The sequence below is a fragment of the uncultured Fibrobacter sp. genome (assembly GCF_946062555.1).
Taxonomy (GTDB): Bacteria; Fibrobacterota; Fibrobacteria; order Fibrobacterales; family Fibrobacteraceae; genus Fibrobacter.
Map to the genome: position 1 here is coordinate 24,816 of NZ_CAMGVQ010000019.1, position 21,096 is coordinate 45,911.

Annotated in this window: 26 protein-coding genes, 1 tRNA gene and 1 pseudogene; 10 read left to right on the plus strand and 18 right to left on the minus strand. The window is 46.5% G+C overall.

Annotation, left to right across the window (positions count from 1 at the left end):
• Positions 1–41: 41 nt before the first annotated feature.
• The 11 genes from tmk to Q0P86_RS07540 form a co-directional block, all read right to left on the minus strand.
• Positions 42–671, minus strand: coding sequence for a dTMP kinase (gene tmk, locus Q0P86_RS07490; protein WP_290990793.1), 630 nt, complete (start codon positions 669–671; stop codon positions 42–44).
• A gap of 178 nt (positions 672–849) precedes the next feature.
• The gene (locus Q0P86_RS07495) at positions 850–1,299 is read right to left on the minus strand and encodes a hypothetical protein (protein ID WP_290990796.1); all 450 of its coding nucleotides are present in this window, start codon (positions 1,297–1,299) and stop codon (positions 850–852) included.
• A 22-nt stretch (positions 1,300–1,321) separates the two neighbouring features.
• Positions 1,322–1,394, minus strand: a tRNA-Met gene (locus Q0P86_RS07500).
• Between the two features lie 45 nt (positions 1,395–1,439).
• The gene (locus Q0P86_RS07505) at positions 1,440–2,183 is read right to left on the minus strand and encodes a metallophosphoesterase (RefSeq protein WP_295038547.1); all 744 of its coding nucleotides are present in this window, start codon (positions 2,181–2,183) and stop codon (positions 1,440–1,442) included.
• Positions 2,184–2,533: 350 nt separating this feature from the next.
• Positions 2,534–2,914, minus strand: coding sequence for a polymer-forming cytoskeletal protein (locus Q0P86_RS07510; RefSeq protein ID WP_072980169.1), 381 nt, complete (start codon positions 2,912–2,914; stop codon positions 2,534–2,536).
• A gap of 24 nt (positions 2,915–2,938) precedes the next feature.
• Entirely contained in the window at positions 2,939–3,739 is an 801-nt protein-coding gene (locus tag Q0P86_RS07515) for a peptidoglycan DD-metalloendopeptidase family protein (RefSeq protein WP_290990803.1), read from the minus strand.
• A gap of 6 nt (positions 3,740–3,745) precedes the next feature.
• Positions 3,746–4,786 (minus strand): ParB/RepB/Spo0J family partition protein, encoded by a 1,041-nt coding sequence (locus Q0P86_RS07520; protein ID WP_291025504.1) that lies wholly within the window; start codon positions 4,784–4,786, stop codon positions 3,746–3,748.
• A 161-nt stretch (positions 4,787–4,947) separates the two neighbouring features.
• Entirely contained in the window at positions 4,948–5,733 is a 786-nt protein-coding gene (locus tag Q0P86_RS07525) for a ParA family protein (protein ID WP_295038550.1), read from the minus strand.
• Positions 5,730–6,407 (minus strand): RsmG family class I SAM-dependent methyltransferase, encoded by a 678-nt coding sequence (locus Q0P86_RS07530; protein WP_295038552.1) that lies wholly within the window; start codon positions 6,405–6,407, stop codon positions 5,730–5,732. Before Q0P86_RS07530 ends, Q0P86_RS07525 begins: the two co-directional genes overlap by 4 nt.
• 471 nt (positions 6,408–6,878) lie before the next feature.
• The gene (locus tag Q0P86_RS07535) at positions 6,879–7,640 is read right to left on the minus strand and encodes a hypothetical protein (RefSeq protein WP_295038553.1); all 762 of its coding nucleotides are present in this window, start codon (positions 7,638–7,640) and stop codon (positions 6,879–6,881) included.
• A 454-nt stretch (positions 7,641–8,094) separates the two neighbouring features.
• On the minus strand, positions 8,095–8,484 hold the full coding sequence (locus Q0P86_RS07540) for a VOC family protein (RefSeq protein ID WP_295038555.1): 390 nt from the start codon (positions 8,482–8,484) through the stop codon (positions 8,095–8,097).
• 498 nt (positions 8,485–8,982) lie between these two features.
• Here Q0P86_RS07540 and Q0P86_RS07545 point away from each other — a divergent pair, with 498 nt between their 5' ends.
• From Q0P86_RS07545 to Q0P86_RS07565, 5 genes are all read left to right on the plus strand, one after another.
• The gene (locus tag Q0P86_RS07545) at positions 8,983–9,489 is read left to right on the plus strand and encodes an O-acetyl-ADP-ribose deacetylase (protein ID WP_295038557.1); all 507 of its coding nucleotides are present in this window, start codon (positions 8,983–8,985) and stop codon (positions 9,487–9,489) included.
• A 4-nt stretch (positions 9,490–9,493) separates the two neighbouring features.
• Positions 9,494–10,045: a hypothetical protein gene (locus Q0P86_RS07550; protein ID WP_295038559.1), complete on the plus strand. Its 552-nt coding sequence runs from the start codon at positions 9,494–9,496 to the stop codon at positions 10,043–10,045.
• 54 nt (positions 10,046–10,099) lie between these two features.
• Positions 10,100–10,498: a pyridoxamine 5'-phosphate oxidase family protein gene (locus Q0P86_RS07555; protein WP_295038562.1), complete on the plus strand. Its 399-nt coding sequence runs from the start codon at positions 10,100–10,102 to the stop codon at positions 10,496–10,498.
• Positions 10,499–10,812: 314 nt separating this feature from the next.
• Positions 10,813–11,358 (plus strand): glutathione peroxidase, encoded by a 546-nt coding sequence (locus tag Q0P86_RS07560; RefSeq protein ID WP_294112641.1) that lies wholly within the window; start codon positions 10,813–10,815, stop codon positions 11,356–11,358.
• Positions 11,359–11,366: 8 nt separating this feature from the next.
• Complete coding sequence (locus Q0P86_RS07565; protein ID WP_295038564.1) at positions 11,367–11,798, plus strand: MarR family winged helix-turn-helix transcriptional regulator; 432 nt, start codon at positions 11,367–11,369, stop codon at positions 11,796–11,798.
• A gap of 6 nt (positions 11,799–11,804) precedes the next feature.
• Here the strand turns inward: Q0P86_RS07565 and Q0P86_RS07570 are convergent, their stop codons facing one another.
• The 5 genes and pseudogenes from Q0P86_RS07570 to Q0P86_RS07590 all read right to left on the minus strand — a co-directional run bounded on the left by Q0P86_RS07570 (position 11,805) and on the right by Q0P86_RS07590 (position 15,318).
• A complete protein-coding gene (locus tag Q0P86_RS07570; protein ID WP_295038567.1) occupies positions 11,805–13,151 on the minus strand; it encodes an AAA family ATPase in 1,347 nt (448 codons plus the stop codon).
• Between the two features lie 272 nt (positions 13,152–13,423).
• On the minus strand, positions 13,424–13,597 hold the full coding sequence (locus Q0P86_RS07575; RefSeq protein ID WP_295038569.1) for a hypothetical protein: 174 nt from the start codon (positions 13,595–13,597) through the stop codon (positions 13,424–13,426).
• 7 nt (positions 13,598–13,604) lie between these two features.
• Positions 13,605–14,172, minus strand: a pseudogene (locus tag Q0P86_RS07580) (hypothetical protein).
• Positions 14,173–14,549: 377 nt separating this feature from the next.
• Positions 14,550–15,149 (minus strand): GNAT family N-acetyltransferase, encoded by a 600-nt coding sequence (locus tag Q0P86_RS07585; RefSeq protein WP_295038572.1) that lies wholly within the window; start codon positions 15,147–15,149, stop codon positions 14,550–14,552.
• Positions 15,124–15,318, minus strand: a complete 195-nt coding sequence (locus Q0P86_RS07590) for a hypothetical protein (RefSeq protein WP_073058087.1) — start codon at positions 15,316–15,318, stop codon at positions 15,124–15,126. Before Q0P86_RS07590 ends, Q0P86_RS07585 begins: the two co-directional genes overlap by 26 nt.
• Before the next feature lie 240 nt (positions 15,319–15,558).
• Between Q0P86_RS07590 and Q0P86_RS07595 the strand changes: the two genes are divergently transcribed.
• The gene (locus tag Q0P86_RS07595; protein WP_295038575.1) at positions 15,559–15,876 is read left to right on the plus strand and encodes a hypothetical protein; all 318 of its coding nucleotides are present in this window, start codon (positions 15,559–15,561) and stop codon (positions 15,874–15,876) included.
• 193 nt (positions 15,877–16,069) lie between these two features.
• Here the strand turns inward: Q0P86_RS07595 and Q0P86_RS07600 are convergent, their stop codons facing one another.
• The gene (locus Q0P86_RS07600) at positions 16,070–17,200 is read right to left on the minus strand and encodes a nuclease-related domain-containing protein (RefSeq protein WP_295038576.1); all 1,131 of its coding nucleotides are present in this window, start codon (positions 17,198–17,200) and stop codon (positions 16,070–16,072) included.
• A 104-nt stretch (positions 17,201–17,304) separates the two neighbouring features.
• A complete protein-coding gene (locus Q0P86_RS07605; RefSeq protein ID WP_295038578.1) occupies positions 17,305–17,796 on the minus strand; it encodes a YDG/SRA domain-containing protein in 492 nt (163 codons plus the stop codon).
• A gap of 290 nt (positions 17,797–18,086) precedes the next feature.
• On the opposite strand from Q0P86_RS07605, the gene Q0P86_RS07610 reads away from it, so the two are divergent.
• The 4 genes from Q0P86_RS07610 to Q0P86_RS07625 are packed head-to-tail and all read left to right on the plus strand — an operon-like array spanning position 18,087 to position 21,096.
• A complete protein-coding gene (locus tag Q0P86_RS07610; protein WP_295038580.1) occupies positions 18,087–18,584 on the plus strand; it encodes a helix-turn-helix domain-containing protein in 498 nt (165 codons plus the stop codon).
• Between the two features lie 4 nt (positions 18,585–18,588).
• Complete coding sequence (locus tag Q0P86_RS07615) at positions 18,589–20,259, plus strand: DUF3578 domain-containing protein (protein WP_295038582.1); 1,671 nt, start codon at positions 18,589–18,591, stop codon at positions 20,257–20,259.
• 52 nt (positions 20,260–20,311) lie between these two features.
• The gene (locus Q0P86_RS07620; RefSeq protein ID WP_295038584.1) at positions 20,312–20,590 is read left to right on the plus strand and encodes a hypothetical protein; all 279 of its coding nucleotides are present in this window, start codon (positions 20,312–20,314) and stop codon (positions 20,588–20,590) included.
• A gap of 44 nt (positions 20,591–20,634) precedes the next feature.
• Positions 20,635–21,096, plus strand: coding sequence for a hypothetical protein (locus Q0P86_RS07625; protein ID WP_295038586.1), 462 nt, complete (start codon positions 20,635–20,637; stop codon positions 21,094–21,096).

Sequence of the window (21,096 nt, forward strand, 5' to 3'; positions counted from 1 at the left end):
TTCGGCGATCAACTGAAACGCAGGAGTGAATCCAGCAGGATTTACAGTCGCGACTTGATTAACTTGTACAAATCGGCGAATACCTTATCGGGTTCGCGATCGGAATTGACAACCGCAACGCAGTCGCTGTAGTCACGGGCCGCGGCCAAGTAACCTTGGCGCACCCGCTCGAAAAAGTCGGCCTTCTCGCTCTCCAGTCGGTCGGGTGCCTCGCCCCGCCTTGCGGTGCGAGCGCGGCTCGCCTCCACCGTCAGGTCCAGCACCACCGTCAGTTCGGGGAAGCACCCTCCGCAAGTGATTTCCGTAAGGCGCTGCACCAGCTCGGCGCCCAGTCCGCGAGCATACCCCTGATACGCAAAGGTGCTCCATGCGAAACGGTCGGCGATCACGATCTTGCCTGCATCGAGCGCCGGCTGAATCACCTCGTGAATCACCTGGGCACGCGCCGCGTTGTACAGCAGAAGTTCCGTCTTGTCGCCCATGATTCCCTTGAACGCAGGATCCAGCAGAAGTTCGCGGATACCTTCGGAAATTTTCGCACCACCAGGTTCACGCAGCTTCACCACCGAATAACCTTCGCTGGTGAGCACCTCAATCAGCTTGTCAATCTGCGTCGACTTTCCGGAACCGTCGATTCCCTCGAGACTAAAAAAATGTTTCGCCGTCTGCATACTACCGCAAATTAAAAAAATTGAATGCAGCTTTTTTCATTTTAGGCACACCAGTACAGGTCAAATGCACACACATCGCCATTTTAGCCTGTACCAAGCCAAAAAAAGATGCAAAAAAAGAACTGCCTTTCAGCAATCCTATAACCTAATACCCGCAGTCTAAAATTAATTAGCTGTCTTAATTAGCTGTCTTAAGGCCCGCGTTTTCAAAGGTGGCCTTGTTCTTCGGGTCAGGGAGCGCGACCTTGGTAATCCAGTTGTATTCGGCGATGCCGGCGAGACCGATGCGGGCGCAAAGCTGGTCGCGGGCCACGTTGTAGGCATTCAGAATCTGGATTTTTTCGGTATCGTTGGCCGCCTTGTCTATACGTTCGGACCAACGCACTCCCAGTTCCACGAGGGCGGCACTCGCCTTCACGTAATACTTCGCCTTTTCGGCGGTAATCACGGAGGTGGCGGGAGCGGTAAAGGAATCGACCTTCACGATAGGAGCGGTCTTCGGAGCGGACGACTGCACCTGGGTCATTTCAGGAACATCCTGGTTCGCGCTATCGCAAGCAGTGAACACTGCCGCCACGAAAAAAGAGGCGATCATCAACAACGCCACTTTTAGGATTCGTCTTGACATATCAGCCTCTTTTTCAAAATACTAGCGGCTTGTGGGCTCGAACCACAGACCTGCGGATTATGATTCCGACGCTCTACCAACTGAGCTAAGCCGCCAAATTTTTCCCAAATTTAGTCAAATAGTTTTAAAATTTCAAGGGGTTATTCTAAATAAACTTCAGTTTCTACAAAATTTTTTCCCCATTCGATCACCTGCCAGCCCGGAGAGGCACTTTGCAAGTTAAAATAGGGCATATTCGGGTCAATCTGCATCTGTGTCGAGGGCGCCACGTGAACAATCTGCCTACCCATGTTCACTTCGAACTGGGCATGGTAATGTCCAGTGAAAATATGCGTCAGGTTCGGGATTGCGGAAAGCGTCTCCTGGACTTCCACCATGTTCCTCAGGTGGTAGCGCAAGTCCATAAAGCGGTGACCGCAAAAACAGGGCGGATGATGCATGAACAGGATGACTTCATCCTGGACCTTGGCCGTTTCGGCCCTGAGCCATTCGAGCTGCTCGCTCGAGACATCGCCACAGGCGCTATCCAGGAAAAAGATGCTCCTGCCCAAAAGATCGTAACGGTAGTAGCACTTGCCGTTGTGTACCTTGCCTTCCAGGTCGAAGAACTTTTCCATGACCTCGATACGGTCGTGGTTTCCCGGGATAATGCACACGGGAACAGGATAGCTCTTGAAGAAATCGACAAAATAACTGTAGGCGCCGGGTTCGGCATCCTCGTTTGCCAAGTCGCCAGATAGCACAAGCAGATCCAGGTCCGTCATGGACTTAGATTCTATCGCCTTGCGGAAGTTGGCGCGGACATCGATGCCCTGCACCAGACTTTCGTCTTCTCCGATGTGCATATCGGAAATTTGACCTATCTTTAATACCTTGGACGACATTTTGTCTGTATAATATAACTTTTAAACAACAGATGGAAGCGCGATTTTACAACTTTATTGCAAAATGTGACCTAAATCATGCCCAAAAAGCGAATATCGTCACAATTTTTAACATCTGATTGTCTATTCCCTGTGAATTGATATTGAAAACTGAGGTTCAACACTTATCAACATTGAAAAAAGTGGACAGATTTAAAGTTTTCAACATTTATAGTCAATAAATTTAAATCTGTAACTTTTTGACCATCATAAAGTTATGAATCCGTTTCCACAATTCTATCCACTATTCACTCAACCAATTACTATTACTATTTATATAAATATATGGAAAATAATAGTATAGGTGTGAATTAGAGATTGATCTCCTTCTTGGGAGCGGGAGCCGGTTTTTCACCTGCGTTTCTGAGACCCATCTGGCAGTTACCCTGGAAAATGGCACCTTCCTGGATAATGAGCTGCTTAGTCTTGATGTTGCCGACGAACTGTGAGGAACTCTCGAGAATGAGCTTTTCGCTCACGTCGATGTTGCCCTTGACCGTACCCGCGATAACGGCGGTAGTCGTCTTGATTTCGGCTTCAACCAGGCCCTGGCGTTCCACTATTAGCTCGCCTTCGATGGAGATGCTTCCGTTGATGGTGCCGGCGACACGGACGTCGCTCTTGCCGCTGATGTCGCCCTTGATGGTCACGCTATGACCGATCTGAGTGATTTCCTGTTCTTTTGTAGCCATTTTTTCCTCTTGGTTTGTAAATGCTTAATAGTTTATAAACAGTTCCGGGTCCATTTCCTTGCCGTTCTGCGTAATGGTGTAATGCACATGCGGTGCACTGGAGTTTCCGGTATTGCCGACGGTCCCGATAATTTCACCCTTGCCGACGGTGCGGCCCTTGCGGGTTCGGATATCCTTCAGGTGCGAGTAACTTGTCACGTACCCGTTCTGGTGGTTGATGACGATCGTGTTCCCGAGTTCATCCTTGGAGCCGGCGAATTCCACGACGCCGCTACCCGACGCGAAGACGGGGTCGCCCGGTTGCGCCGCGAAGTCGGTGCCCAGGTGGTCGTTTTCCTCGCTGAATTTCTTGCTCACGATTCCGACGACAGGTATCACGTTCGGGATATGTTCAAGACGGATCTTTTCTTCCATCGGTTTCCAGCCGTTGATCCCTTCGTAGTCGACGTTGATCTTTTCGGAGGGCGTATGGGCGAAACGGTTCTTGTCGATCAGGCTGTTGATCTTGTTGGAATCGTTCTCGATGAAGGTACCGAGGATATTCTGGATGCGTTCTTCCAGGACCCAGAGCGAATCGATTCGCGAGAAAAGTTCCTCGTAGTTTGCGTTCTGCTTTACGAGCTGGGCGTTCGCCGTGCGGATTTTTTCGTAGTTTACGAGCGTGTGCCCAATACGGGCCGCATTATAAATAATGAAACCCGCCGCGACTACAACTACGACCAGGAAAATCTTGAGCAGCGTGAACCACTTGGTGTTGACGTGGTACTTCTTGATTTCCTTGGAATCTTCCGGGATAATCTGGACGATGTAGTACTTGCCTTTCATTTTCGCCTATCGGTTTTCCATGAGTTCCTGGATTCGGGTCAGGTCGTCCATGGAATAATAGTTAATAACGATAGTACCCCTGGATTGGTTGGAAGCGCTGGGGTTCAGTTGCACCTTGGTACCGAAGAAGGTTTCGAGGCGGGACTCGAACTGTTTCATGTCGGCGCTGAGTTCCGGCTTCGGCTTGGCTTCGACTTCGGGCTTGTGGACTTCCGGCTGTTCGTCAGCTTCCGTTTCGGCAGACTGCGACGATTCATCAGGTCCCTGAGCCTGTCGAAGGGCCGGATCTTCTCCCCTAGCAATCGCCTCGATCTGGCGGACGTTCAGGCCTTCTTCGATGACGCGCTTCGCGACTTCTTCGGGATTTTCGATTTTGTCGCTGCAAAGGGCGCGTGCGGCACCGCCAGAAATTTTTCCTTCCTCTATCCACAAAAGGACTACTTCCGGGAGCTTGAGGAGACGGAGGCTGTTGGTAATTGCAGAGCGGGACTTGCTCACAATTTTGGATAGGTCTTCGTGCGTGTAACCGTGATTGTTAATTAATTGTTGATAGGAATGGGCCACTTCGACCGGGTTCAGGTCGACACGTTGAATATTTTCGATAAGAGCCCATTCGGCCATCGCCTTGTCGCCCACATTTTCGTAAACCTGGGCCTTGATGGTCGGGAGTCCGGCGAGCCTGGTGGCACGGGTACGGCGTTCACCGCTAATCAGCTGGTAACGGTCGCCAACCTTGCGGACGACGATTGCCTGGATAAGCCCGTGCTGCTCGATGGATTCGGCGAGTTCCACCAGTTCGTCGTCGCTGAAAACCTTGCGTGGTTGGAACGGATTCGGGTCGATGAGTTCTACGTTCAGTTCAACAATCTTTTCGGATTTGTCAACAGCGGCAGAATTAGCGGCATTGTTTTGCGCACTATTTTCGACGGATTGTGAATTGTTTTCACCGGGCTGTGTAGACTGTTGAATTTCGGATGCTCCCGGAGCGAAATGATCCTTAAGGATATCGGAAAGGCTGCGACCCAGTGCTAAAGACTTTTTACCCATAATAATTTAGTTGTCAGTTAGAAGTAGAGAGTGACACGAATGTGTCATCCTGGAGCGTAGCGACGGGAAACAGTATTGGATTTCCCCTGAGGCTCATGCGCACTAAGATACAAGTACTTATGTGCTGTCTGGCCTCCCTTCGCTCGAGAATGACTAGTAACTTATTTTCCCTTATTTAGTATTTCCTCGGCGAGTTTCATGTAGGCCTGTGCACCGCTGCTCTGCACATCGTAAAGGATGGCGGGCTTGCCGTGGCTCGGCGCTTCGGAGAGTTTCACGTTTCTCGGGATCATTGCCTGGAACACGGTGTCGCTCAGGTTGTCACGGACTTCTTCGGCGACCTGCTTGCAGAGGCTCAGGCGAGAATCGTACATGGTGAGCAATGCACCTTCGATTTTCAAGTTGGCGTTCAGGTTCTTCTGGACCTCGCGGATCGTCTTGAAAAGTTCGGTCATTCCCTGCAGGGCGTAGTATTCGCACTGCACCGGAATCAGAACGCTGGTGGCGGCGGTAAGCACGTTCAGCGTCAAAAGGTTCAGACTCGGGGGTGCGTCGATGATGATGAATTCGAAAGCCTGTTTGAGAACATTCATCACGCGTTCGAGACGACGTTCGCGGCTCATGGCGTTCACCAGTTCGATTTCCATGACGGCAAGATCCGGTCCGGAAGTGATGACCTTGAGGTAGTCGAGGCTCGTGTCGAGGATAGCTTCCTTGATATTGTCGTAGGTAATATTGTCCGGATTTTCGGCCATGTTCAGGACTTCGTGGATATCCACATCCTGCATCTCGTTATAGCCAAGACCCTGGGAGGCGTTACCCTGCGGGTCCATGTCGATAAGGAGAGTCTTCTTCTCCAGTGCGGCAAAACTTGCAGCCAGGTTCACGGCTGTCGTGGTCTTGCCCACGCCACCTTTCTGGTTGCAGACTGCTATCACTTTACTCATTCATTACCTCGAGTGACTAAGGCGTAAACTTGTTCTTCCTGCGGGAGTGCATATTTATATATGTGTACTTCCGGGTTCGATTCCAGGTGAACAATATTGTTGAAACTTTTCAGCGTGATGAATTTACCGCCACGCTTGAGTCCCGGCTGGGCTCGTTCCCAGTCGTTTTCGAAAGTCGAGAGTGCGCGGCAACTCACAAAATCCAGGTAGGCAAGTCCCGAAGTTTCGAAGCGCTTGCCCACGACAGTCAGGTTCTTGAGACCGAGTTTTTCCTTGGCGAAGTTCATGAACTCCACGCGCATGTGGCGGGGTTCGACGGCAAAGAATTCTACTTCGGGCATCACGATGGCCAGCGGGAAAATCGGACAACCTGCACCGGCACCCATGTCGGCCCACTTATAATTCGGAATTCGGAATTCAGAATTCGGAGTTGAATTGTCTTGCAATCCACCCTTCACTATATATATATAGGGAACGAGGGAATCTGCGATGTGGCGGCTGAGGAACTTTTCGGAGTCCTTTGCCGAAATCAAGTTCCCGAACTGCTTGGTATTCACCACCAAGTCTGCAAAATCATAAAGCTTGCCCAGAACATCTTCGGACAGCTGCACACCATGTTCCGCTAGGAACTGGTTCAAGAGATTCTGCTGATTTTTGTTTTCTCTGTAATTCATTTAGGTTCCACGTGGAACATAATAAACCAAACATAATTTAGTATTCCTAATTAACAAATTCAAAAAAAAGGGCTTTCGCCCTTTCACTTTTTAAAAATATCCGTGGATAAGTTTTTGATAAATGTGGATTTTGTGTGAATAGGATTCACGCCTTTTAAAGAAAACAGAATATTTTTACGACACTCGGCTCATGTTTGGCCTCTGGTTTCACCATAGGCCTACACCCTGCGGTTCCCAAATATATATGAAACTTTAGTTTCGTAGTTGAGTTATCCTCTATGAGGAAAAATGTGCAAGCACATTTTTGCTTGGTCCCCTTGTGCGTGTTTCACGTGGAACGTTAGCGAGGTGAATGCAACGAAAATAAACTTGTTTATTTTCATTGCTGAACCGAAGCAAGTTGGCTCCGAAGGAGCAGGCACAATCAAGGCTAAAAATCAAAAAGTCTCCTTTAAGGAGACCTTTTAGATATTATCGATTAACTTTTATGATGTACTTGCTATTGGCGGGGCGGCCGAGGAGGTCGAAATGTTTTGCTTTTTCGGGGATGAATGTCGGGCGGTTTTTGCGGAGAATCGAGGTGGTAGAATTGGGGTTGACCATAATATAGAACATCTTTTCCTCGCTATTTTTGTTTGACACAACGAATCCGTTTTCGGTATTTGTTATAATTTGCTGGGTTGTGCTGGAAGGGGAATCATAGGAGGTTATGACGCAGGTGTTTTCGTCATTGGGGTCTGGGGTTATGAAGGAGCTTTGTTCCTGTTGGAGTGTGTTTTCGGGTAAGTCCCATACTTCCCTATAAAGGGTGTCGTTCCGCAAGTATGAAATTCTCATATAACTAATCTTCGGTTCATCGGAAATAGCGGGACTATAGACATAAGCCAGGGAGGAATCCTTTCCTATGATGTAGGTTTCTTCTTGGATGATTTGGTCGTTGTAATAGGTAGTTGTCTTGATGTTTTTTTCGGATTTTTCCTGAACCGTTTTTTGATGAATTGTTGAACAATTGTCCTCTACGCATCGGACGATGCTGTCCAGGTTGTTCCCTGTATAGTGGTATTTCATGGAGGCGTAGTAAGTAAAATCGTGACCGTAGTTTTCAATGTAGGCACTGTCTACCAAATATGTATTTGTGGTGCTGGATGTAAAAGATGTCTGGAGCATGTCGCGGCAGTTGATTGCGAAAACATTCAATGCCAGGATGGAGAGAATGAGGATTATTTTTTTCATATGGGAAAATATAGAAAAAGATTTTAGAAATCTTGATTGATGATTATATGTTTGGCCTTTGGCTTTGCCAAAGACCGACATCCTGGGGCTCCGCAATGCTCACACAAGTGTGGCCGCTGCTCTCGCCCTGCGGTGCGGATGTTTGCTCCTTTGGAGCCAACTCGCTTCGGTTCGGCAATGAAAATATACAAGTATATTTTCGCTGCACTCACCTCGCTAACGTTCCACGTGAAACATACGATAGCGAGTGTTGCGACGAAATACTTGTATTTCGGCATAACCGAGCATGAGCATGTCGGACTTTGGCTTTTCCAAAGTCCCAATATGACACAAAGTGTCAAGGGGATGGATGTATATTTAACTATAGAACCTTTTCAGGGAGGCTTTCTATGTGCAGCGGTTGCTTTTCTCTTATTGCTGCGATTCTTTTGGTCTCATTATTTATAATGTGGTACTAGATAGTGATCTCTACCCTATTGCCTTCGGGGTCGAGGACGACACTTTCGTAATACCCGTTGCCGGTGGTCCGGGGCTCCCCTACCACCTGGATACCGTCGTCAGACATTTGCCGGGTGAGTCGGTCTACCTCTTCTTTTGAACCGACCGAAAAGGAAAGATGGGCAAAACCGAGATGTTCTTCATTTGCGTTACCTGTTGTTAGACAGATGTCGGGTCGGTGCATCACCTCCAACCGGGCGCTACTTTCGAAGGTGACGAACCGGCTGGTGAACTGCTTTGCCGGATTATGGTAAATTGGGTGAACTACCCCACCAAAATACTTTCGGTAGAATTCGCAGACCTTGTCGATATCTTTCGCCCAGATGGTGACGTGTTCAATTTTCATTCTTTTAGAACCTTACGGCTTGCCACGAAGGCAGAGTGAGTTTGCGTTGGCCCCTTTTGAAAGGATTGTTTCGGTGGCGTAAATTCCTGTCATTATCAAAGAACTCTTGAAATCGAAACCGCTATTGCTTTTTCTTCTAGTTGGTTCCACTGCCGGTTCCTCCTCTTTTTGGGGAGCGTCTATCGGAGCCGATTCGTCGCCATAGTTGACCCTGAATACAAGGGCACTATCGATTTTCAGAATGCTTTCCGTTTTTTTGAAGGCAGGAGTTGCGCACTTGACAATGCCACCATCGTTATAACGATAAATGTGAATATTTGAAATTTCATAGACTAGCCTCCAATAATTCTAATATATAAAAAATGTCGTTAAAGTTTCACGTGAAACATTTTTCAATTTATTCTGTTGCATCAGTTCTTTTGGATTCTATCGTTGCACTCCAGAATGACATTCCTGACTGCGAATAGCAAATTATCTATATTATTCTTGGAGGTCAATATGATTGAGATTGAAGTTATCCAGGGCGACATCACCAAGCTTGCGGTGGATGCCATTGTGAATGCGGCAAACTGCTCCCTGCTGGGTGGTGGCGGTGTCGATGGGGCAATTCACCGGGCGGCGGGTCCGGAACTCTTGCGGGCATGCATTCCCCTGAACGGTTGCGAGACGGGCAAGGCAAAAATCACCCCGGGTTTCAGACTCTCGGCCAAGTTCGTCATCCATACTCCGGGGCCGGTTTATCGGGACGGGCAGCATGGCGAACCTGCACTTTTGGAATCTTGCTACAAAAGTTGTCTGGACTTGGCCGAAGAAAGCGGTTGCGAGACGGTCGCCTTCCCCGCTATTTCTTGTGGAGTTTATGGCTACCCCTGGGAGGCCGCCACCGAGATTGCCGTGAAGACGGTTCGGGACTTTCCGGCGCAGAAAGTCAGGAAGGTCATCTTCTGCTGTTTCTCTGCGGATATGGCGAGGATTTATCGAGAAGTGACGGCGAAAGCGTCTTGAAAAAATGAAGTTTTATCGTTTATTTTTACCCTTTCTAATGGTACTCGTGATGGTGGGCATCTCATTTGCCAACGAGGAACGGGCCCCCAATGTAGTGCAGGATGCCGCTAGGGTGCAGCAGAACTCTGGAAAAACTTTCTTTCGGGAATTGGTTCCTTGGAATATGTACCTGGGAGGCGGTACAGGTTTCGCTTTTGGAGCGGATTGGGTTTTTGGTGATTGGAATTATATATACATTAAAGGTGATGATTCCAGTTTTATACCAAGTCACATTTGGTTGTGGACTATTGGGACGCATGCTTTTTATGCGGACGGGTTCAACTTCTTGCTGCAGCCAAATATCCTATATTTCTACGAAAGGGGCATCTCGTTCAAGTTTTCCCTAGGCCCAGAACTGGGCTACATTAACGAGACTGGCTTTGATTACGGCTTTTCGCTCTGTATCGGGACAATCATCGACATGTTCAATGTCAGGGTGGGCTATCTGGTACGGATGAAGAGTCCTTATTTCCATATCTTGTTTAACTTGCCGGTAGGCATTGGTATGTGGGTATAATAATCTATATTTTAGCGGACAAGTATTGAAGTTTTTCAAAAAAAGGAACATCTCATGGAAGAAGTCGTAAAATTTCTCAAGGAATGTGGCGCCTACTTTTTGGCAACGGTAGACGGTGACCAACCGCGTGTCCGCCCGTTCGGTACCGCCAACATTTTCGAGGGCAAGCTCTATATCCAGACCGGCAAGTCCAAGGACTGCTCCAAGCAGATCCAGAAGAACGGCAAGGTCGAAATCTGCGCGATGAATGCCGCCGGTAACGAGTGGGTCCGCGTCGCCGGAACACTCGTCCGCGACGACCGCCGCGAACCGAAGGTCGACATGCTGGAGCACTACCCCGAGCTCAAGTCGATGTACTCCCCCGACGACGACAACACCGAAACGCTCTACTTCAAGGATGCGACCGCTACGTTCTACAGCTTCACTGCGGCTCCGCGCACTGTGAAGTTTTAACGAAAAGTTCCGCCTGCATATTCCGCGGCGGAAACAAAAACCCAAAATTTATTAACAGTCCACCTCTAGTCTTTGGGGGTGGATATTTTTAATGTTAATTAAATATTAATATTATGTATGTATTTTGAATAGATATCAACAGCTAAATTTGCCTAGAGCAGAATCTCGTCTGGTCAGGTGATAATCCGCAAGAAAAAATCATATTTTTTGCTTCCGTCTATTGCTTTTTCGAATTAAATTTTATAAAATTAGATTGTATACAATTAAATACGGCGTAACCAGACGCCGATATCCATAAAAAAAGGAGGCTCATCATGGCGAACATCTACGACTTCACCCTTACCGACGGCAAGGGCAACCAGGTCCCGCTCGCAAACTTCAAGGGCAAGGTGATGCTCATCGTGAACACCGCGACCGGCTGCGGTTTTACTCCGCACTACAAGCCCATCGAACAGATGTACTCCGACTTCCACGACAAGGGCTTCGAAGTCATCGACATTCCCTGCAACCAGTTCAAGGGCCAGGCCCCCGGCACCGACGACGAAATCCACGAATTCTGCACGCTCAACTACGGCACCGAATTCCCGCAAATGAAAAAGTCCGACGTGAACGGCCCCGACGAACTGCCGCTCTACACCTACCTGAAATCGCAGAAGGGTTTCGAAGGCTTCGGCTTTGGCGTAAAGGCCGCCGCCATGGCGCTTTTGCTCAAGACCATCGACAAGGATTACAAGAATAATCCCGACATCAAGTGGAACTTCACCAAGTTCGTGGTGGACCGCGAAGGCAACGTGGTCGCGCGCTTCGAACCCACCGCCGACATGGACGACGTGCGCGCCTGCGTAGAGAAGTTGCTCTAGGAGCTACCATGAACTGCCCCCAGCTAAAACTCGAAAACCAGCTGTGCTTCCCGCTGTATGCCGCGTCCAAGGAAATCACGCGCCGCTACGCCCCGTACCTGGAACCGCTCGACCTCACGTACACGCAGTACATTGTGATGCTCGTGCTGTGGGAAGAGAAGAAGTGCAACGTCTCGGAACTCGGCAAAAAGCTGTTCCTCGATTCCGGGACGCTCACCCCGCTCCTGAAAAAGCTCGAGGCCAAGGGCTACATCCAACGCACCCGCGAACAGAGCGACGAGCGCTGCCTTTCCGTAAGCCTCACCGCCGAAGGCGAATCGCTCAAGCGCAAGGCCGCGGGTGTCCCCAAGTCCATGGCCAGCTGCGTGAACCTCTCCGACACCGAAGCCAAGACTCTTTACACCCTGCTGTATAAAGTGCTGGAAGGGTTCGTGGGGTAATCATAATCAAAACTCAATCTTGTCTAGAACAATCTGTTCTGAATCTTGCTGCAAGAACATGACCATGTAGATGGGCAGATACGTCACCTTCCCCTTTTGGGAAACGTTGCAGTTTGCAAAGACGAAACCCTCCTGCATTTGGTATTCGGAATTCGCAAGACAGTTGTTCATGGCGGAATGAATTGTGTAATCCTTGCCGCTCTTCACTTCGATAGGCAATGCGCGGTTGTTGTATTCGATTACAAAATCAAGCTCGCCCAGGCGGTTTGAATTGTAATAGTAAAGCCGGAATCCTTTTGAATAGAGTTCCTGAGCAATGGCATTTTCGTAGATTCCGCCCGCATTCAGGTTCTGATTTTTTGTCAGCAGCATGGACTTCGTGTTCATTCCGTATTCCGAAGTGAGCATGCCGACATCCGCAAGGTAAAGTTTGAACAAACTGCTTTTCTTGTTCAACTTGAGCGGAATCCTCGGTTCGGTGCTGTTGAAAACAGATAGTGCAACGCTAGCGTTTTTCAGCCAGAGGAACGTGCTTTGCACGCGATCAAAATGAAGCCCTTTTTTCAGGTCCGTCACGATGTATCGACGGTTCTGTTTCAGAAGTTCCGCAGGAATCAACTCGTAAGCGTTTGTCAATAACAGGCGCTTGTCTTCTGTTTCGTATTGGGTAAAGTCGAGCTTGTACTGACTCAGGATGTCGCGATGGATGCGCATGACATCGTTCAGGTTGCTGTTGTCCGCAAAGTTGCTCACGGCCTCCGGCATGCCGCCCACGATAAGGTAGCGCGTGAACAGGTCCAGCATTTTCTGGTTTACCGCATCCATGACGGGTGTCCGGTTTTCGAAGGACGAGCGCAAACTAGAAACGATGTTGTCATCGATGTTCGTGATTTGCAGGAATTCTTCGAAATCCAGCGGGAACATTTCTACCGTGGTCATGTAGCCTACAGGCGCAGAATCGAGATTCGTCAGCTCCACTCCAAGGAACGACCCGCTCAGGACATACCGGAAACTTCCTTCTTCTACAAGGAACTTGATTTTGGTAATCATCTCCTTGTATTTCTGGACTTCGTCAATGAAGATGATTGTCTTGCCCTTTTCCAGTTTCTGCGTGCTCAGGGCCGAAAAGCCCAGGACAAGATCGTCAACGGTTTGCGCTGCGGCAAGAACATCTATCGCGGCAGGGGTCTCTATGAGGTTTATCTCAAAGAAATCCGCGTGTTCTGCTGTCAGTACGCGCCTGATGGCGTGGGTTTTCCCCACCTGGCGGGCACCTTTTACGAGCAAGGCCTTTTTTGGGCTGTTTTTGAGCCATTCCCGAATGAGTTTTTCGCTCTTGCGCTTCAAGTCCATCAAAAACCTCGTTTTTGACCTGTTTTTTGCCATTCTGTCAAAAATACAATGAAAATATATAACTTTTTGTCAAAAATACAAGTGCTTTTTAACAGATTTTGTCAAAAAGAAGTTCGTTTTGAACCGATCGCAATTTGCGACCAGTTCCCCTTCCTTGAAGATGTTGGCTTCGTCGCCGACTTTGACAAGGACGACTGCATCGTCATCCTAAGTGGGAGATGCCTCCCGCCCCGCTCTTGCGGCCTTGATCTCGGCCTCGATTTCCTCTTCGCTCATCCCGGCGTAATATATGCGGAATAAACAACCGCCTGCACGCCCTTCGCACGCATTGCGGCAAATTTCAGCGCATTGCTTCCTTCATGGGCAACTTGTAAATATTCCTTACAAGTTGAGTCCTTGTCTAATTCACCTTCTTTGTATATGTTCTTGAGGAGAATTGTGGACATAGCTGTTTTATTTTTTACTCTCAATCAACAGCTTCCGTCCGTCAACATTCTCAAGGACCGTCATTTGTTGAATAGCTATTTTGTTCGATTTTTCCAAGCGTTCAGATTGAGAGAGGTTGTCGTTTATAAAAATGGCATTCAGGTTTTCCATATTAGAAAGGCAAATTAGCTGGTTAATTGAAGCGTAATCGCGAATATTACCTTTCAGCAAGGGGTTTTCATCACGCCGTTCCTTGGCAGTCTTTCCGAACATTGCAACATTGAGCATATCTGCTTCATCAGCATACACGAAAGATTTCTGCAGTGCAGTGAGCTTTGGAGGAATTAGATTCTGCTTGATAGCGTCGGTATGTATGCGATAATTGATTTGTTTTCTCAATCCATTCACTACAACTCAGCACGAATGAGGGCAATCCGGCCTCCTTCCTAAAGTGGTCAAATTCGACCACTTTAAAACCAGGATTGTGAATAGTTTCCCAAGTACCTAAAAATTCCAATGTATAACGATTGCGAAGCCAATTCTTTATAACATCGGCCGCACGAACATCATTTTCCTTGGCACCAGCATTATCTATCTTTCGGGGCGGAGGCACTATGGAAAACGACACGTTCGGCGGCGCGATACTCGCATGGGTCAAGAGCCCCTAAAACCTTATTAGTTTATTTCGATAACTTGTTTTCCCCAATCGATTCCAACACAGTCATCTGAGAAATGGCTATCTCGACAGTTCTCACCGCACGGACCAGCCCAATTGAGCCTGTTCTGCAGCTTTGAGACGCTGGTATTCGTGAATGAGAAGTAGGTGATTAGTGGAAAGTATCCATTGTTTTGTCGAAAGGACGAAATTGTTGCTTCCTGCCATATTTTTAATTGTACCGAATTCGGTATAATTAAAATCGGGATTGAAGAAGAACGTGTTCGTGCCCAGTGTCACCAGTGGTGTCAAAATTTCTACGACACGAAGTCGATCAAGTCCAGATACATCATCCTGGTGTTCAACGACTGGCTCAAATCAATACGGAAGGCTTCTTTCTCGAGATTTTCGTCCGAATACAAAAAACGGAAACCGTTCTTTTGGTAAAAATTTATCGTTTCGGGCCTGTTGTAGGCATCGACAACCATAAAGCGACAACCAGTCTTGTTATCCGGGTGGATAAACCAGGAAATCAGGTAATCAATGACCTGACTCCCCAAGTGCAAGCCGCTGCGTTGGAACTGGCCGTTAACTCCCAATCGTCCAATCAGGAGCGCAGGATACGTACGCGTATGCTTTGCATTGGGCACCTTGCGTTCCAGGCGGTTCCGCGAAGACCTGGGAATCATTGTCGATTTGATGCTGTCGTTGGACAAAGTGAAGGCGCAGGCTATCTGCGGCGATTCCGTATTCGTAACAGCGATATAGCTTTTCCCCAACAATTGAGCGGAGTACAAGTACGCATCGTTCCGAAAGAAATCGTCTAGATCCTCATCGCCGCAGCAGAACGAGGAGAGGTCGGTATTCTTGTCGATGGGGTAAAGGGTGCAATCAGATGCTAAACGGATTCTTTCCATTATGGGCCTCTCTGTAAGAACGGGCGCGGGCGGCCATCTCGTCGATTTGGGCGAAGGAAACCTTGAGCCCGAGACGACGCGGATTCTTTTCGTGTTCTTCGGCAGCACGAACGAACGACTCTGCCGTAGAGCCTGTAAGAACCGGGATATTTCTTATTTCAAGAGCCATAAAACCCCCATAATCTACATTTATTTGCAAGTTCGGTCAACATCATCTATACCTCCTTCGGCGCCAACAAGCATAAAATGGCGTCGCGCTACAGTTTTGTACATTTGAGCACTATTAAATATAGAATCACGTCAAACGATTGTCAACCCCTTTCCCGAACAAAATCGCAAAGAAATTTCGTGCCCCTCAAAAAGTCATTTTCTGTCACTAGCATTATCTATCTTTCGGGGCGGAGGTCTTATGGAAAACGACACGTTCGGCGACGCGATACTCGCATGGGTCAAGAGCGCAAAGGCGTTCCTGAAAGTCCAGGCGGGCACCGGCGACAACCTGCTCGAAGAAGACATCCGGGAAGGGTTCACCGACTATTGCCTATGGTCCACGTTCCGTCCGGAAAGCATCGATACCGACGGCGAGCTCGACATGGAATGCCTGGACAGCGGCATGGTCTTGTTCAGGGAAAACTGCACCCCCGGAGAGGCGCTGGAATCGAGCTACCGGCAAGCCTTCGGCACCGCCTTCGACAAGGACGACATCGCGGTACTGATGGAAGAATGACGCCGCCTTTTTACTTGGTGGGGGAAGAATCCCCCTGCCTGCAGCCGCTTTGTCCGCGGGTTCCGCAGACTGTCATCCCCGCGAAGGCGGGGATCTCCTTTCCAATCCGCGTCCAAACCGTCTTCCGGACACCCCCTCTCCTAGGGGCTCCGCCCCTAAAACCCCGGGAATGCGGGAACCGTACAAATCCAGTTCACCAATCGCCGTTTATTCGTCGGATTTTTTCTTTGTGAGTTTCTTTCAGTTGAGCTTTTCTATTGTCTAAAGCGGCGATTTTGTATGAGATGGATTCAATTTCGTCATCATTCAATATTGATGGAAAACTTGCATAAACGTAGTCAAAATCGTTATCGTAAATTGTCATTGGAGGAATGTTGTCTCCAAGAACGGCGTTGTTTCCGAATATCACCAAATCAATAAATAGGTTACTTAATTCAGGAAATCTTTCGCGCAGCGCTTGAATGTGCCCGTAATTCTGGTGATGCGGATTTTTCATTAGGTGGACTTGTCTGCCATAATAATAAACGTTCCATTGACGGTCGTAGGTTCCGCCTACAATTAAGCCGGTATATGTTTTCTTTTCTACAACAAAAATGCCTTTCTCAGTTACGGCGATAATGTCAATTTGTTGTACCCCATGGCTCCCGTTAACGTATATATCTCTAAAAATAACGCCGTTGCTTATTGCTTTGATTCTTTTGGCTGTGTATTTTTCTCCGCGGGTTCCGATGGTCTTCCTGCGGTATATTCTTATGAAAACCAGAAGGGCGAAAAAGATGAATGGTGTTAATAAAAATACTATTCTGCTTTTGTTCTGTGTGTGGATTTTATTTTTGTTGATAATGGTGTTGTGCCAATGGATCATTATGGCGCCAGTCGTTGGTATGAAATCAAAATTGCCATTTCGTTTTTGGAAATTGTATCCAATTTTATTGTACTTGAATTTGTTGCGGAATGATTTCCAACCGCTCCAGACTCCATTTTGCGAACGTGTTCTGAATGAGTCTCCGTCAATCCAAATAGTTCCTTTTATTTCAATTCCCAGTTGGCGATCAGTTCGGCTTGTTGCTTTTTGCAGAGAATGCTTTAAATGACAATTATTGATTTCGTATTCTAATTCAACGCCATTGATTTGCGTTTCAAAAAAATTGCAACGGTTGCGTTGGATGGAAAAGGTGCTTTTGTGGGCGCTTTCAAAAGCCTTGGTGAGAGTTACGCCATTTTTATCCCAAATTTGAGATGGCGATAAATTTTGTGGTATGTAGGCATTAGAAAAACTAATCACTCCCAAAAATATCAGGAAAAATGTTACAAACTTCGTCATTAGCATCGTATAATAAATACTGTTCCAACATGCTTTTGAATTCCAAAATTTAGAAAATCTTATTGATGGTTTCGCTTTCCATAAATCCATTTTGTGGATAGAATTCAGTTGTTGATTAAACGTATTTTCAATTTGGCTTTAATCATTGCATTTTTTACATCATCATTAAGCCGAACATTTTTTGCAGCAAGATTAAACACGAAAACGTCTCGTTCCTTTCCGTTAATGTCTTTTTGGGTCGCTTGTCGTGGAAGTGTTTTTAAAATGAAAATACCGCAATAAAGATAGCAGGATTTGCTATCTTCATTGAGTATTTTTCTAAAGACGTGAATAGGGGTATTTGTATTGAATGTTTCTTTTAAGGCCTTATTAGCCTTATCCATTGTTTGATGGTCTTTAAGTCCTTGACCAATAAAACGAACCCCATCCCAATCATTGTTGCTGTACCAATCATCTTCATAAGGAGGGTTATCTGTGATGCAGACGATTAAACGATTTGCTTTAGAAACATTTATTCCGCTTTGCCCACTAACGCCAAATTCAGATGTCCAGGTGTTGAATTCAACCCAATCGCCTTCCTTAAAAGATAATTTCATAATAATCTCTTGTGTTTATTGTTTCTACGCTGTTTTTATACAACGTCTTTCTTGAAACGTATAATCCACAAGAAAAAACGCCACGCCATATAGAACACAATCTTGGCGAGTGAGAAAAGAAAGCTGTTTTTTAAACAGTCAAGTAAATGCGATTTATATCGGGCCTAATTCCAGTGATTTCAGATAATTGAATAACCCGGTATGATTTTTTAATGATGTGCACTATATGGCGTGGTTAAAAACCGCGCTATTTATATGTTTGAAGAGAACGTTTTTAATGATTTTTTTATATGTCTCTTCAAAATAATATTGGCAAAGCGATTCGCGCTCTGCGTTCGCAGAAAGGCGTTTCGCAGGAAAAACTTGCTCTTGAAACAGGTGTGGGCCGTCGCTATATGAGCGACATTGAAAACGGCCGCCGTAATGTTTCTCTCGAAATTGTTGAAAAACTCGCCAATTTCTTTGAATTAAGTCCGAGTGATTTTATCAAGCAAATCGAGAATGCAGATTTTCCTCCGCTCACGCTAGATTCTATCAAGGAGTATCTTTGCGAGCATGGCTATGAGGATAGCGTAGTCCTTGAAAAGCCTGATTTTGTGGATGCCGTTGTTGGCGTTAGCGAGGATGGCCGTGTCATTTATGCATACGAAAAAATGGTTCGTTCACTGATGCAGTCTGATGGCATGGATTACGAAGAAGCCGCAGAATTTATTGACTTCAACACTTTAGGGGCTTTGCCAAGCATGGGCGAGAAAGCTCCGATTGTATTGATGGAAATCGAGGGGTAAAATTATGGCACAGCAATTAACGGAAATCTTGAATTATTTTTTAAACGATTATATCCAAAAGAAAAATTTCCCTTTTGGAAAGGGTGCTGAAGTTTATAAATCTATATGCGTCTCTGCCTGTGACAAAATTTATGAAACAGGTTTAGTAAACAAAGAAGATTACAAAGTTGAAGGAAGTGTTGGTCAAGGGAATTGGGCGAAAGTTCCCTGGTTGGCAATTTTCAGAAAAGATATCACTTTAAGCGCTCAAAATGGCGTGTATATCGTTTATCTGCTATCTTCAGATGGAAATTCATTGTATTTGACACTCAATCAGGGTGTTACAGAAGCGGGAAAAGATTCGACCACGAAAGAAACTATTAAAGCACTTCGTAATAACGCAGATCGTATATCAGCACAACTTAACAAGCATAGTTTTTTATCAGATGAAAATATCAATCTTGGAAACGATATAACCGATCTTGGGAAAAAATACCAGAAGGGAACAATTTTTTATAAGAAGTATTCAAAACAAAATATTCCATCTGAGGAGATTCTTCAAGAAGACTTGAAGAACATGCTTGATATTTATCAAGAATACTATGATAACGTTTATAAAGGAAATAGTAATCCCTCGCCAGAACCATCACCAGCAGTAGTTGAGGTTAATATGACAAAACAAAAAATCTTCTTCGGCGCTCCTGGTACGGGCAAGTCTCATAAAATTGATTACGATCTGTTTAAGGATAAAGACGGGAATTCTATCGGAAAGGGAATAAAAGAGATACCTGAGAACCGTAAATTTCGCACCACGTTCCACCCGGATTACGATTACGCACAGTTTGTCGGTGCCTACAAGCCCAAGAAAGAGGGCGAGAAAATCACCTATTCCTTTGTTCCGCAAGTTTTCGCAAAGGCTTACGCTGCGGCTTGGAAGATGTATTTAGATGCTAAGGGAGATTCCCGCCTTCGCGGGAATGACGATAAAAATGGCGAGAATGACAGCGGGAAAGATATTCAAGTCTATCTCGTTATCGAAGAAATCAATCGCGGGAACTGTGCCCAGATTTTCGGCGATATTTTCCAGTTGCTTGACCGCGATGGTGAAGGATTCTCGCAATATTCAATTGATGCGGATTGTGATTTTGCAACATGGCTTAAAGAAGATTCCATTCTGAAAACCGTTTGGAGCGAGTACGAAACTAAAGTTGGCGATGGCAAGCTCAAGCTCCCGCCGAACTTGAACATTCTCGCCACCATGAACACCAGCGACCAGTCGCTGTTCCCCATGGATAGTGCGTTCAAGCGCCGCTTTGACTGGGAGTATGTGCCTATCAGTTTTGATGGCAAGGATGCCGCCAATTACCAAATCGACATCGACGGTTCTCGGTATTCTTGGCAAAATTTTGTCGAAGCCGTCAACGAAAAGATTCTGGACCTCACCGAATCCGAAGACAAGCAACTCGGCGAATTCTTCATCAAGCCTGATAGCGGCAACATCATTTCTAAGGAACGCTTCCTCGGCAAGGTGATGTTCTACCTTTGGAACGAGGTCTGCAAAGACGAGCATAAAAACGGCTCATTCTTCCGTGCAAAAATCAATGACAAGGAAGATTTCTTTACTTTCCAGGACCTATACAAGAACAAGGATCTTTTAAAGCAGTTTATGGATGAGTTACTGGCTCCCAAGACTTAAGGGGCTTGCTTTTTCTCTTTCTGTATATTATATTCTGTAATAGGAGATGCTCATGGATTTGGCAACGCTGACATTTAAAGTCCCAAAGGAAATGGAAATATTCGTTACGGAAAACAAGTGCCGTAGCGAACTTGCTCGTAATGCGTTGATTCTCTTGCCTTATATCCAAGACATGACTATCTCCCATGGCCGAGCCGCAGAGCTTCTCGGTATTTCAAAAGAGACTTTAATAGATCTGTATGGAGATATGGGCATTCCCTACATTGATGGAAGCGTTCAGTCTGTCAACGAAGAAATTGCTGTCTATTCTGCGACTAAGGCGAAAGAATAATGCTAGTTGTATCAGATACGACTCCAATTATATCCTTGATGAAGATGAATCAGCTGGCTCTGCTGCATCATCTTTTTGGGGTGGTCCATATTCCATTTACCGTATTTAAGGAATTGACGGACAACCCGAAATATCAAGAAGAAATAATAGTACTACAAGCTTCTGATTATATACAGATTGACAATGTTGATGATATCGAAAAAGTACAGTCGATTCGTCAAATGGGACTGGATGCGGGAGAAAGCGAGGCCATCGTATTAGCAAAACAGCTTTCTGCCGATGTTCTTTTGATGGATGAAGCCAAAGGCCGAATGGTGGCCGCGGAACACGGCTTGCAAATTATGGGAACTATTGGCATCTTGCTTCAGTCTTTCAAAAACGGTTTCTTATCACATCAAGACATTATTGGATGCATTTATTCGCTTCGTTGCCATCATCGCCGAATAAGTGAAAAGTTGTTCCTTGATTTAATGATGGAAATCGACAGAATCGATCCTCATTCCTAA